This window comes from Moorella sp. E306M (genome assembly GCF_006538385.1).
Taxonomy (GTDB): Bacteria; Bacillota; DSM-521; order Neomoorellales; family Neomoorellaceae; genus Neomoorella.
Map to the genome: position 1 here is coordinate 2,281,957 of NZ_BJKO01000001.1, position 13,200 is coordinate 2,295,156.

Annotated in this window: 10 protein-coding genes; 9 read left to right on the forward strand and 1 reads right to left on the reverse strand. The window is 53.8% G+C overall.

Annotated elements, in window-relative coordinates; genetic code table 11:
- Window positions 1-39: 39 nt before the first annotated feature.
- The 6 genes from iolM to FLZ89_RS11790 all read left to right on the forward strand — a co-directional run bounded on the left by iolM (window position 40) and on the right by FLZ89_RS11790 (window position 7,580).
- The gene (gene iolM / locus FLZ89_RS11765) at window positions 40-1,257 is read left to right on the forward strand and encodes a scyllo-inosose 3-dehydrogenase (protein WP_141305028.1); all 1,218 of its coding nucleotides are present in this window, start codon (window positions 40-42) and stop codon (window positions 1,255-1,257) included.
- Between the two features lie 61 nt (window positions 1,258-1,318).
- A complete protein-coding gene (gene iolN / locus FLZ89_RS11770) occupies window positions 1,319-2,440 on the forward strand; it encodes a 3-dehydro-scyllo-inosose hydrolase (protein WP_141305029.1) in 1,122 nt (373 codons plus the stop codon).
- Between the two features lie 190 nt (window positions 2,441-2,630).
- Entirely contained in the window at window positions 2,631-3,659 is a 1,029-nt protein-coding gene (gene iolG / locus FLZ89_RS11775) for an inositol 2-dehydrogenase (RefSeq protein WP_141305030.1), read from the forward strand.
- Window positions 3,660-3,673: 14 nt separating this feature from the next.
- Window positions 3,674-4,468, forward strand: a complete 795-nt coding sequence (locus FLZ89_RS11780) for a sugar phosphate isomerase/epimerase family protein (protein WP_216363892.1) — start codon at window positions 3,674-3,676, stop codon at window positions 4,466-4,468.
- An 86-nt stretch (window positions 4,469-4,554) separates the two neighbouring features.
- Window positions 4,555-6,093 carry a tagaturonate reductase gene (locus FLZ89_RS11785; protein WP_141305032.1) on the forward strand — a complete coding sequence of 513 codons (1,539 nt, stop codon included), beginning with the start codon at window positions 4,555-4,557 and terminating at the stop codon, window positions 6,091-6,093.
- The gene (locus FLZ89_RS11790) at window positions 6,090-7,580 is read left to right on the forward strand and encodes a UxaA family hydrolase (protein WP_141305033.1); all 1,491 of its coding nucleotides are present in this window, start codon (window positions 6,090-6,092) and stop codon (window positions 7,578-7,580) included. The genes FLZ89_RS11785 and FLZ89_RS11790 overlap by 4 nt, the downstream gene beginning before the upstream one ends.
- A 208-nt stretch (window positions 7,581-7,788) precedes the next feature.
- Here FLZ89_RS11790 and FLZ89_RS11795 read toward each other — a convergent pair whose 3' ends face one another.
- Window positions 7,789-8,166 (reverse strand): cyclophilin-like fold protein, encoded by a 378-nt coding sequence (locus tag FLZ89_RS11795; RefSeq protein WP_141264960.1) that lies wholly within the window; start codon window positions 8,164-8,166, stop codon window positions 7,789-7,791.
- A 218-nt stretch (window positions 8,167-8,384) separates the two neighbouring features.
- Between FLZ89_RS11795 and FLZ89_RS11800 the strand changes: the two genes are divergently transcribed.
- The 3 genes from FLZ89_RS11800 to FLZ89_RS11815 all read left to right on the forward strand — a co-directional run.
- Window positions 8,385-9,236, forward strand: a complete 852-nt coding sequence (locus tag FLZ89_RS11800) for an NlpC/P60 family protein (protein ID WP_216363894.1) — start codon at window positions 8,385-8,387, stop codon at window positions 9,234-9,236.
- A gap of 382 nt (window positions 9,237-9,618) precedes the next feature.
- Window positions 9,619-10,431, forward strand: a complete 813-nt coding sequence (locus tag FLZ89_RS11805) for a GGDEF domain-containing response regulator (RefSeq protein WP_172613593.1) — start codon at window positions 9,619-9,621, stop codon at window positions 10,429-10,431.
- Between the two features lie 672 nt (window positions 10,432-11,103).
- A partial coding sequence (locus FLZ89_RS11815; RefSeq protein WP_253256474.1) for an HD domain-containing phosphohydrolase occupies window positions 11,104-13,200 on the forward strand: 2,097 nt, incomplete at its 3' end.

Sequence of the window (13,200 nt, forward strand, 5' to 3'; positions counted from 1 at the left end):
AAAAATAAATTAAAACAAATAGTAAGGAGTGTGTGTTTAATGAGCAACAAAATGCGCGCCGTAGTACTCCATGCCGATTGGGACCCCAAACCGGAATTCAAGCTAGGGCCCAAGGACATTGAAGGCCGGCAGACCTATCTAGGGAGCAAGGTATGGCGCAATCCCAGGGTAACTATCGAGGAAAGGGATGTTCCCCAGGCCGGCCCGGGGGAAGTAGTAATTGAAGTCAAAGCCTGCGGAATATGCGGCAGCGATGTCCATATGGCCCAGCCAGATGACCAGGGTTACATTTTATATCCGGGCCTGACAGGTTTTCCTGCTGTACTGGGTCATGAGTTCTCCGGCGTAATAGTTGATGCCGGCCCGGGCGCTTTTGACAAACGCACCAACAAACCATTCAAAGGAGGCGAGGCGGTTTGTGCTGAGGAAATGCTCTGGTGTGGCGCCTGCCAGCCATGCGCTGATGGATGGCCAAACCACTGCGAACGCCTGGATGAGATCGGATTCAACGTCGACGGCGCCATGGCCAAGTATATAAAAGTTCCCGCCCGTGTAGTCTGGAGCCTTGAACCCTTGCGCGAACATTATTCAGACGAAGAAGTATTTTTGTTGGGGAGCCTGGTGGAGCCTACGTCGGTAGCTTATAACGCCGTGATTGAGCGCAGCGGTTGGGGTATTCTGGGTGGCATTCGGCCTGGCGATAACGTGGTAATTTGTGGTGGTGGGCCGATTGGTATCGCAGCCTGTGCCATTTTGAAGCGCCAGGGCGCGGCTAAGGTTATTTTATCCGAACCCGAACCGTCCCGGGCCGAATTGGGACGCAAGATGGGAGCAGACTATACCATTAATCCCCTTCAGGAAGATTTCACCGAAAGAGTCCTGGAAATTACCCACGGCTATGGCGCCGCCCTGTACCTGGAAGCCACCGGTTTGCCAACAATAGTTTATCCCCAGATTGAAAAAACGATTTGGGAGCAAAAGACGCTGAATGCCAGGGTCATGGTAGTTGCCCGCGCGGATGCCAAAATGCCGGTGACCGGGGAAGTCCTGCAGGTGCGCCGGGCACAGATAATCGGTTCCCAGGGGCATTCCGGGCATGGTACCTTCCCGCGGGTTATTGAGAGCATGGCCGCCGGGATGAATATGTTGCCCATGATCACCAAGCAGATCACCCTCGATGAGGTACCCGAAAACCTGGTGACTTTAAGAACTGACCGGAAAGAATGTAAGATTACCGTGCGCTTGGATAAAGAATAAGTTTCACTTTTAAGCGGGGCAATTTTACTGTCAAAAAATACAAAGCAAAGGAGTAAAGCATATGGACCAAAAAATATGTAAAGGATGGCTATTAACCGATCACCCGGCCATTATCTTTGAAGACAACGAAGTTGGCCGCCTGAAGAAACAAATCTGGGAGGCCTCCGAAGAAGAAATCGACGCTATCCTGAAAGAATACGAGATTCCTTCAGAACCAGAACTGGGTAAACCCGGTACTTATATCCAGAATACCCCCCGGGTCAAGGTAATTGAAAAGCGCAAGAAAAATGACATAGTGTTTGTGCCTATCGGCTGCACAGAAAACCACGGCCTTCATGCCAACAGCGGCCTGGACACCTTCATGGTCACCCAGATTTTAGAGGGTGTGCGTCGTTATACGGCCAAGCAAGGACGAGAAGTGAGCCTGGCTTTTCCGCCTCTGAATTACGGCGGCCATCCCTACCACCATCTGGGTATGCCGGGAACTGTAATCATGCCCAAAGAAGTCGTTGAGGAAACCGTAATCTACACTATGCTGGGCTTATGGAACGATGGCTTCCGGAAGATTATCCTGGTCAACAACCATGGTCACCTGTGGATGCTGGAATCCGCCATCCAGGAGTTTATGAAACGCTTCCAGTTGCCGGGTGTCTTCCAGGTAATTGATTGGCACCGGGCTGTAAGGGAATTCTTCTTCCCGGTAGATAGAGAAGATAGTCTGCAAACGGACTTCATCCATGCCGATGAATCCGAAACCTCGGTTGCCCTGCTGCTATTCCCCGGCATGATCGATATGAGCGTAGTGCAGGACGCCCAGGGAGAAAGCTTCCTGCCTCCGGGACACTTTGATACTTCAGTGGACCCCTACCGGCGTCCCCACCGCTGGTCCGAAGGAGAAGGGCATGCAGCCATTGAACGGGCGGCCACTCCCCAGGGCGTGGTAGGCAAACCCAGCCTGGCGTCCGCCAGGAAGGCCAAGCGACCCATCGCTGCCATTTTGAAGTATCTAACCCTGTTGCATGACCACATCCTGGAAGCCTTCCCGCCCGGCACTGTACCGCCGGTTGAAAAGGTAACCTTACGGACGGAAGAAGAAATGCGGCCCTTCCTGAAAGAACCTTTAAGCGAGGGTTGGAAATCGGTCTACGAGTTACCCTATATTGGAGCGTTCCATAAGCTATAAGTTAATGCATAGATTAAACGGTGTGATTTCTGTATTAGCCTTTTCCTGTTACAAAGAATTACTGGCCAAATAAAAGTTTCAACCTTAAGCTCCGGCGGGCGTCGTAGAACTTGGGCAGCGTTACCTGATGCCCGCCGTTGCTTTAGGTGGTCGGGTTACCTCTAAACTTATTACGAGGGGGCTGCAAGGTATGCCGGAAAAGTTGAAGATAGGTCTGATAGGCGCTGGACGTATCGGCAGGGTTCACGGTGAAAATATTCGCTTTTATATTCCGGAAGCAGAGCTTGTTGCTGTCGCTGATCTTTATAGTGATAAGATTAAAGACTGGGCGAATAACCTGGGGATAAAACACGTTTTTAGTGATCCGCAAAAGATCATTGAAGACGAAAGCATTGACGCCGTTTTAATTTGCTCTTCCACCGATACCCATGCCCCTTTAATAATCCAGGCTGCTCGCGCCGGCAAGCATATTTTCTGTGAAAAACCTATTGACTTTGACTTAAATAAGATCCAGGAAGCTCTTAATGAGGTGGAGAAGGCCGGGGTTAAGTTACAGATTGGCTTCCAGCGTCGCTTCGATCCTGGTTTTAAGAAAGCCTATAACTTGATAGGGCAGGGGAAGATTGGCGATATACGGGTTATAAAAATAACCTCCCGTGATCCCGCACCGCCTCCCATTGACTATATAAAAGTTTCCGGCGGCCTTTTCCTGGATATGACCATTCATGACTTTGATATGGCCAGGTACCTGTCGCGGAGCGAAGTCACCGAGGTACATGTTGTTGGTGGCGTAATGGTAGATAAAGCTATAGGTGAAGCGGGAGATATAGATACTGCTATAGTCACTTTAAAATTTGCCAGCGGTGCCGTTGGTGTGATAGATAACTGCCGCCAGAGTGTCTACGGTTACGACCAGCGAGTGGAAATCCTGGGTTCTAAAGGCTGTGCCATGGTAGGTAATCCACCTTTAACTCCCACTGTATTAAGCACGGAAGAAGGTTTCCTGGCTGATAAACTGCAGCATTTCTTTATCGAGAGATACCAGCAGGCTTATATCGAAGAAATAAAGGCTTTCGTAAACTGCATTTTGAACGACCAACAACCGCCTGTTACCGGCAATGACGGCTTGCAGCCTGTTTTAATCGGTCTGGCAGCCAAGCAATCACTGGCCGAAGGCAGGCCTGTTCCTGTTAAATTACCTGCAGGCGGAGGTCTATAATAATGAAATTAAGTGTGTCCATCGCCCAAAATGTATCTGATAGCGCCCCCTTTATCCTCAGGGGGCCTTATCTTGATAACATTAAAAAGGCTGCTGAGCTAGGATATGATGCAGTAGAGATCCACGTGCGCGACCCGCACGAACTTGAGGTGGAGCAGATTTTAAAAGTTTGTCAGGAGGAAGGAATAACTGTTTCTACCCTGGGGACGGGCCTGGGGTATGTGGTGGATAAATTAAGCCTGACCCATCCTGAGGCTCATATAAGGGAGAAAGCTGTTAAGCGTATTTTAGACCATATTGAAGTTGCCTCATGCCTGGGGGCGGGAGTTATTGTTGGCTCAATGCGAGGAGTAATACCTGGCATTGGCCAATTTAAACAATATGAAAATTATGCCGCAGAAGGCCTGGCTGTTTGCCTGGAGAAAGCTAAAAAATGCGGCGTGGTGCTTTTCTTAGAAGCCATCAACCGCTATGAAACCAATTTTCTCAATACGGCAGCAGATACTTTAAACTTTTTAGCGCGGTTCAATACCCCTTACCTTAAGGTCCATTTGGACACCTTTCACATGAATATCGAAGAGGTTGATCTTGACGAGACTCTGAAAAAGACGGGGGAGGCACTGGGCCATATTCATTTTGCCGATAGCAATAGATTTTATCCGGGACAAGGGCATCTTGATTTTAAAAAGATAATAACAACCTTGAAAAATATGGGTTATCAAGGTTATATCGCCCTGGAGTGTCTCCCCTATCCTGCTCCTGAGAAGGCGGCAGCGGGGGCTATAAGGTATTTAAAAAGCCTGCTGTAAGGAAAATTGAGCATAAACGTAAGCCTAAAAACAGGTTTTCCACGATAAACTTTATGAAATTGGTGCTAGGGAAGGTGAAAAAGAACATGCCTGCACTTAATAAAACACTACTCACCGGCGATTTCAGCTTCCCACCCAACCTGGAGGCAGGCCCTTACCCGGATAACTTACCTGAGCGTATCCTCCAGTTCGGGGAAGGCAATTTCCTGCGCGCCTTTGTCGACTGGATGATCCATGAACTGAACAAAAAAGGTTTGTTCCAGGGCCGGGTGGTAGTAGTGCAGCCTCTGGCCCGGGGCCTGGTCGACAAATTAAACCAGCAGGACGGCCTGTATACCTTGATCCTGCGCGGGTATCAAGACGGCCAGGTTGTAGAAAAACGGGAGATTATCACTTCCATCAGCCGGGGTATTAACCCTTACGAAGACTGGCAGGCCGTCCTGCGCTGCGCCGAAGACCCGCAAATCGACATCGTCATCTCCAACACCACCGAAGCCGGCATCATTTACGACCCCGGGGACAGCTTAACGGCCGCCCCGCCGCGGTCCTTCCCCGGGAAGCTCACAACCTTCCTCTACCACCGCTACAACTATTTCCAGGGCGACCCGGATAAAGGGATGCTCATTCTTCCATGCGAGCTCATTGACCGCAACGGCGACAACCTCAAAGCAATCACCTTAAAGCTAGCTGGAGAATGGGGATTACCGGGAGCATTCCAGCAGTGGCTAAAAGAAGCCAACATATTCCTCAACACCCTGGTGGACCGGGTGGTACCGGGTTACCCCCGCGAAGAAGCAGAGCAACTGGCCAGAGAGCTAGGCTATAAAGACGACCTGCTGGACACCGGCGAGCTGTTCCACCTGTGGGTAATCGAAGGCCCTACGCACCTTAAAGAAAAGCTCCCCTTCCATGCAGGCGGCCTCAACGTTATCTGGACGGACGACATGACGCCGTACCGCACCCGCAAGGTACGCATCCTGAACGGCGCCCATACCGCCACAGCCGCCGTAGCCTTCTTAAGCGGCATCGACACGGTAAGGGAGGCTGTAGAACATCCTCGCATCGGCCGCTTTATGGAGGAATTAATATATAACGAAGTCATACCCGCGACCGATCTGGATAAAGGAATGCTAACCGAATTTGCCGGGGAAGTGCTGCAGCGCTTCCGCAACCCCTATATCGTCCACCGCTGGCAGAGCATTTTGTTAAACACCACCTCCAAATACAAGACGCGAGTACTACCGTCATTACTGGACTACGTAGCCCGGAAGAAAAAAGTACCAGCAAAGCTCACCTTCTCCCTGGCCGCCATGGCAAGCTTATTTAAAGACGGCAAGACAAACGGGCGGCAATTCCAGGGGAAGCGGCCGCAGGGAGAGTTTATTATCGAAGACGCCCCCGAGGCCCTGGCCTTCTGGCAGGCAGCCTGGCAGCAGTATAAAGGAACAGCGGAAAGTGCAAGAGAAGTAGCCGCATATATCCTGGGTAACAGCGAAGTGTGGGGCAAGGAATTAAATAGCGTTCCCGGCCTGGCGAAGAAACTGGGGGTTTACCTGCAAGAGATTGTAACCGGCGGCATGGCGGCAGCCCTGGAGAAGGTGCTGGCGGAAGGAGAAGGAGCATGAAAAAAACAATCCAGCTGCATGCCCGGGATAACGTAGCCGTTGCCCTGGTAAATCTAAAGGCGGGTGAAGCCGTTCTAATAGATGGACGTGAAATACACCTGCAGGAAAACATCAAAGCCGGCCACAAATTTGCCCTTTTAGACCTGCCAGCCGGCCGGGAAGTAAAGAAATACGGCTATGCAATCGGGATAACCACCCAGCCGGTGAAAGCCGGACAGTGGGTGCACAGCCACAATTTGCACAGCAGGCTGGAGAAGCTAGAAGAATACACCTATAACCCCCTCCCCATAACGCCGGTTGCCTTTGAAGGGAATCCGACCTTCCACGGCTACCGGCGACCAGACGGCCAGGTAGGAGTAAGAAACGAGCTCTGGATTATCCCCACGGTGGGCTGCGTCAACCAGCTGGCCGAGAACCTGGCCCGGAACGTTGCAAAGGAACTGGAGGGTAAAAGCGCAATAGACGGCATATATGCCCTCAAGCACCCCTACGGCTGCTCGCAGCTTGGTGACGACCACTATAATACCCAAAAGCTCCTGGCCTCCCTCTGCCGCCACCCCAACGCCGGCGGGGTACTGGTCCTGGGTTTAGGTTGCGAGAACAACAATATCCCGGCCTTCCGCCAGGTGCTGGGAGAGGTAGACCCCGGGAGGATTAAATTCCTGGTAGCCCAGGAAGTAGAAGACGAAATGACCGCTGGTTTAAGGCTCCTTAAAGAACTGGCAGAACATGTTGCCACCTCCAAACGCGAGCCCTGCTCAATATCCGAACTAAAAATAGGGTTAAAATGCGGCGGTTCCGACGCCTTTTCCGGCATAACCGCCAATCCCCTGGCAGGCCTGGTAGCCGACCGGATAATAGCAGGGGGCGGCACGGCGGTACTCACCGAAGTACCGGAAATGTTCGGCGCCGAAACCATCCTCATGGACCGGGCCGTGGATGAAGAGGTGTTTCAAAAGATAGTAAAGCTGATCAACACCTGGAAGCAATACTACCTCGACCACGGCCAGCCGGTTTACGAGAACCCCTCACCCGGCAACAAAGAAGGCGGCATAACCACCCTGGAAGAAAAGTCCCTCGGCTGCGTGCAGAAAGGCGGCACGGCAGCAGTGGTAGACGTCCTGGATTACGGCGAGAGGTGCCAGAAGCAGGGGCTCAACCTCTTAAGCGCGCCCGGCAACGACCTGGTATCCTCCACGGCCCTGGCGGCGGCCGGCTGCCAGATCATCCTTTTCACCACCGGCCGGGGTACACCCCTGGGCACCTGCGTGCCCACGATAAAAATCGCCAGCAACACTGGCATTTACTCTAAAAAATCCCGGTGGTTTGATTTTAGCGCCGGCCGGGTCCTGGAGGGTGAGAATATGGCGGAACTGGCAGGAGAATTACTGGAGCAGGTTTTGCGGGTAGCCTCCGGAGAACCGACAAAAGCGGAAACCCTGGGTATAAGGGAGATCGCTATATTCAAGTCCGGGGTCACCCTCTAAAAGTCAGGAATTTTACAGGGCATTAGAGATTGTTAGTGCAGCTGTACAGGAAGTGAAAATGGCTTCTAAAGTGATTTAGGTAAGTACTCAAGGTACTAAGATCTGTTGTACCCGCGATGGTTTGACATAAAAATGCCCTGCGGCAATACCCCTGCAGGGCTTTTATTTTGTTAGCGGCATGCACGCAAAAACCCTTTCTGTAAACTCACTACCTTGCACCAGCAGCCCGGATTTCTACTTTAGCACCGTCGGGTACTTTTTTTAACAGCCCGGGATCGCTTAAGATGCGTCCGATTTTATTTACTGGGCTGGCGGCGCGGGGCTTGTCATCAATGCTGGCGGGCGTAGGCCCGAAGAACAGGCAGAAGGCGTGGCCCGGCGGCCAGTAAGCGATGTCACCTACTTCCATATCTGCCGTGGCTCCTTCTTCCAACCCGGCCTTTACGGGAATCGGGAAATAAATTTCATCGCCCCAGGTATTCACCCGGCTGCTTATGGGCAGGGCCGCCTCAATTTTCCGGGCGGTTTCGCTGTCGTTGAGCTCGGCCAGTACGGTCAGATCACCAAATTTAATGGCAATTTGCATGGTAAAAAACCCCCGGTAATGAAATTCCAGGCATATTTTAGCATACATACGGATAGGACTTCAATAATATATTTTATTTTGTGGCAAGATAAAAAACCGGAGACATTACAAATCCCGGCAAGAAATCCGGGTTGGGGAGTTGAAGGTTTAGATTGCGACGCCAATTATTTCTTTTCTTGCTCCTGTTTCTAGCTTTAATAATGATAGGGGTGATAACGTTGAATAAAAAGGCCGTACGCTTACCGCTGCCGGGGGAACCTTCAGCGCCGACACCGGCCCGGCAGACTTCCTATTATGTCCGAACACCTGTGGCCGACGTCCGGGCCAACCCCGGCCGGGAGGCGGAATTGGTTACCCAGGCCCTGCTGGGGGATGAGGTAAAGGTATTAAAGCAGGAAGGGGATTGGTTACAGGGCCAGGTACCTGACGGCTATATCGGGTGGTTGAAAACAGCGGATGTGGTCCTGGACACTCCCCCGCCGGCCCGGGACCTGGCAGTTGTGACCGTTCCCCGCGCCTTACTGTACCGGCAGCCGGAAGGTGCGGACGCCACCGGTGAAGCCTTATTGGCTACTGACTTACCGCTGCTGCGGCAAAGAGAAGGCTGGATGGAGGTCTGGCTCCCCGGCCGGGGAACGGCCTGGCTACCGGCAAACGAGGTTGAGGTCTGGCCCGGGGGAAAGGTGAAAGGTAAGCGCAGCGGCGAGGATGTAATTAAGACAGCTGAACGCTTACAGGGAGCACCTTATCTCTGGGGCGGGGTCAGCCTTTACGGCATCGACTGTTCCGGGCTGACTTTCATTGCCTATTATTTAAACGGCGTCCGGCTGCCCCGGGATGCTGATATGCAGTTCCAGGTGGGCCGGCAGGTGGCCCGGGAGGAACTGCAACCGGGCGACCTGGTCTTTTTCAATACGGAAGGTTCGGGGAGCCTGCCCACCCATGTCGGTATTTATACCGGCAACGGAGAGTTCATCAATTCCCGTTCCGGCCGGGGCGTCATATTGAGCCGCCTGGATGAACCGTTATTTGCCAGGGGATACCTGGGAGCGCGGCGTTACCTGCAGTAAGAACGGGTATTCGAGAGCGAGGAGCGGCCATGATGGGGCCGCTTTTTTATTGCCGCTAGGACGCACTGATAATAGCAGATTATAGCATACTTCTGGAACAAGGGGATACTTTTCGGAAAGCCGCCTTCAACCTTTACCAGGACCGGAGGAACTTTTTTGCGAAGATAGGATAACCTTGGAGGAAAATGGTAGTTTGCGTCGAATTTCTAACTTTATTAGCGGGAACGGAAACATAGCAATATGATAGCTTTGAGACGATGAAGCCGGGGTAAATATTTCGGTACGGCCTTTGTCCCTGGTGATAAAAAGGGAGAAAACCCCCTTGATAAATTTAGAATAGATTCCGGGACCGGAAACGGTCTCGAAAGGAGGGCTGAAAATCTTGCTAGCCTTGCCGGAAAAGAGCATCCTGCTGGTGGAAGACTCGACCCTCACCAGGTTTTCCTCCAGGAGAACACTGGAGGAGAAGGGCTATCTGGTGGACGAAGCCGCCACCGGCCAGGAAGCGCTGGTTAAGGCCAGGGGAAAAGTAGAACCGTACGACCTGGTGATTCTCGACATCCACCTCCCGGGAATGGACGGCCTGGCTGTGCTGGAGAACCTCAAACGCCTGCCGGAGTATCGGTACGTCCCGGTCATGGTGGTAACGGTCGAGAGCAACGTCGCCGTGGTCAAGAAGGCGATAGATCTGGGGGCGGTAGAGTACCTCTGCAAGCCCTACTCGGTCGAGGAGCTGGTGCGCCGCGTAGAGAAACTGATAGGACCTGGCGCCAGGGGAGAAGTAGCCCCTGCGGAGCTGCTGCATAAAGTACTCAGGAATGAGATCAACCGGGCGAGCAGGGGCGGGCTAAATGTAGCCCTGGTTCTGGCCCGGTCTGAAAGGTTGGGCAAGGGAAAGATTGGGGAATGCGCCAGGCAGGCGCGGCGGCGCCTGCGCGAGATAGACACCGTTATAGAGCTCAGCAAGAGTACGCTGGCGTTGATTCTCCCTCATACGGGGAAAGAAGGCGCGCAGGTGGTGACAACGAAACTGGAGGGTTTCCTGCCCGGGACGTGGAGCTACGGGATTGCGGTATATCCCGACAACGGGAAGGATGGGGAAGAGCTTTTCGCCTACGCCGAAGTTGCCCTTAAAGAGAGCTGGGAGAAAAAAGAGCCGGGTGCGCCAGCCCAGCAGCAAGCATCTGACACGTAGATCCCAGGACTTATGCCGCAGTCCAGGCTCTCAGCCCTCCGGTCAACGGTGCAGTGTTATGCTTAAGGGGAAGTTATACTAGTGCTTTTTATCGGCCTGCCCTTGGTGCTGGCCGGTATTTCCCTGGACCTACTGAGAGAGTTTTTCCGCTTCTCTCCTTTGCTCAAAAGAATAGTGAGCGAACTTATTCTTTCCAACACCGGCACCTCTTTAGTCCTATAGTCGATGATGGAAATGGCCCGGGCTTCATGCCGTTACCAGCGCGAGGCCGAAAGCGACCCGCTTACCAGTTATACAACCAGCGGGCCTTTTTTACCTCAGCGGCGAGCGTGCTAAAGAGGCCCAGGAAGGGAAGCGCAGCCCAAGGGCCGCGCCTGGAGACACTCCGGGCCCGGCTTGAGAAGCATCTGCAAGCGATACGGTTTTCTGGTGCGGAGATACCCTTGAGCCTGTCGGTGGGGCTGGCGCGGTTTCCTGCAGACGGGAAAGACGTAGATGCCCTGCTCGCAGTGGCCGACGCCAGGGATGTACGCGGACAAGGAGGGAAAGAAAGGCCGCCGAAGAGCCGGCATTTAACAGTCCTGCTGAACTACCGGTCCGGCAAGCAGGCCTTTTTTGGCAAGCACTCCCAGCAGGAGGTATGGGGTTCCTTTCATGGAGAGAGGAAAATTAATGCAGTACTACGAAGAACTGAAACACATCGGCTTACAAAGACTGCAAGAGAGCATGAGCCAGGCCCTGGGGCTGGCAGCTTCGGTCACCTATCCGGACGGACAACTCCTCACCAAAACCTCCAACCTATGCTCTTTCTGCGCCCTCCTTAATGCTAATCCAGAAGGAAGAACCAAGTGTGGGGCTTCACGTGTAATCTTTGCCAGGGCTGCCGTGGACGCAGGAAGAGCAGTCCTCGACACCTGCCATGCCGGGCTGGTACATGTGGCAGTACCCCTCCGGGTAGCAGGAAAAACAGTAGCGGTACTGGTGGGCGGCAGCGTAGCACTTAAGCCGCTCACAGAAGAGGAAGTAGCCGAACTTGCCCGGGAGACAGGCATAGACCGGGAAGAGCTCTGGGTAGCGGCCCAAGGGGTACCTTTGTGGTCTGAAGAACGGCTGCGGAAAGCGGCGGAGATGATACGGGCAGTAACGGAAACTTTGGCCCAGCTGATATACACCAAGCAGGAACAGCAGAAAAAGGCAGACGAACTCAGTGCTCTCTTTGAATTCAGCAAAACAGTTTCCGGCAGCCTGCAGGTGGCCGAAGCCGCCCGGAAGGGACTTCAGGCGGTGCTGGAATTGACCGGTGCCACCAGCGGGTCGGTGGTGATGCTTAGCGAAACGGAGCCGGGGGCGGCAGCTCTTGAGGTAGCAGCTACCATGGAGCCGGACAACAAATTAAGGGTTATTCCTGCAGGGGAAATAATAGCCGCGGTTGGGCGGGAAGCTATCGCCGCGCACTTTGACAGCCGTCCCCGAGAAAGCACGCCCGAAGAAAAGCTGCCGGCAGTTGCAATACCTCTTAAAGCTGGCGGCAAGGTGATGGGAGTACTCACCTTAGCAGGCAAGCCAGGGGGGCAACGCTTCACCGAAGAGGAAGCCGTCTTTTTGACCACCCTGGGCACCATTCTGGGGCTGGCCCTGGAAAATGCCCGGCTTTTCCGGAAGGTGCAGGAAAGGGCAGCAATGCTGGAACGGCTGATCGAAGTAGGGCAGGTGTTATCGAGCCACCTTGATGTCGATCTAGTGCTTGAATCAGCCCTGGCAAGTGTGAGGGACGTGCTGGGTGCACGGTGGTGTGCCCTGCGGGTGCTTGACGAAAATACCGGCGAGCTGGTGCTGAGGGCCAGCCTGGGTATGAGTCCGAAGTTGCAGGCGAGGGTCGCCCGCGTTCGGCCGGAGGATAACTTGCTGGGTGAAGTGCTCCAAAAAGGGGAAGCCGTGGTAATGGAGGACCTGGCCGCCGACGGGTCTGGCAGACACCTGCCCTACTACGCGCTTGAGATGCGGGCCCTGGTTGTGGTGCCGGTGAAAGCAGGCGGAAAGATCGTGGGCACATTGAAGGTTTATTCTCCTGTACCGCGCCGCTGGGCGGAAGAAGAAGTTGAGTACCTGGGTACCGTTGCAGCTCAAGTCGGGCTGGCGCTGGAAAACGCCCGCCTTTACTCCTCGCTGCGGGAGTACTACCTGAGTACCGTACAGGCGCTGGCAGCGGCATTGGAGGCCAAGGACGTATACACGAGGGGGCATTCCATCCGGGTAGCTAAATGGGCACGCTCCTGCGCCCGTATGCTGGGACTTGGTGCTGAAGAGGAGGAACATGTTTATATGGCCGGCCTGTTACACGACCTGGGCAAAATTGGCATACAAGAGGACATTCTTCTTAAACCGGGCCCCCTCACCCCGGAAGAAAGAAAAGAGATGCAGGGTCATCCTGAAGTAGGAGCCAGGATCCTGGAACCGGCCCGGTTCCCAGCGGCGGTCATTGCAGCCGTACGGCACCATCACGAAGACTATGGGGGCGGGGGTTATCCGGCTGGCCTATCAAGAGAGGAGATCCCGCTTCTGGCGCGCATTATTCGTGTGGCCGATGCCTACGACGCCATGACCTCTGCCAGGCCATACAGGGAAGCATTTACCCCGCAGGAGGCATATGAGGAATTGAAACGGTGTGCAGGCCGGCAGTTTGACCCCCGGGTGGTAGAGGCATTTTTACGGATTCCGCAAGAGGAAATGGAAAATATTGCTATAACGGGGGGGGGGGGGGGGGCCCCC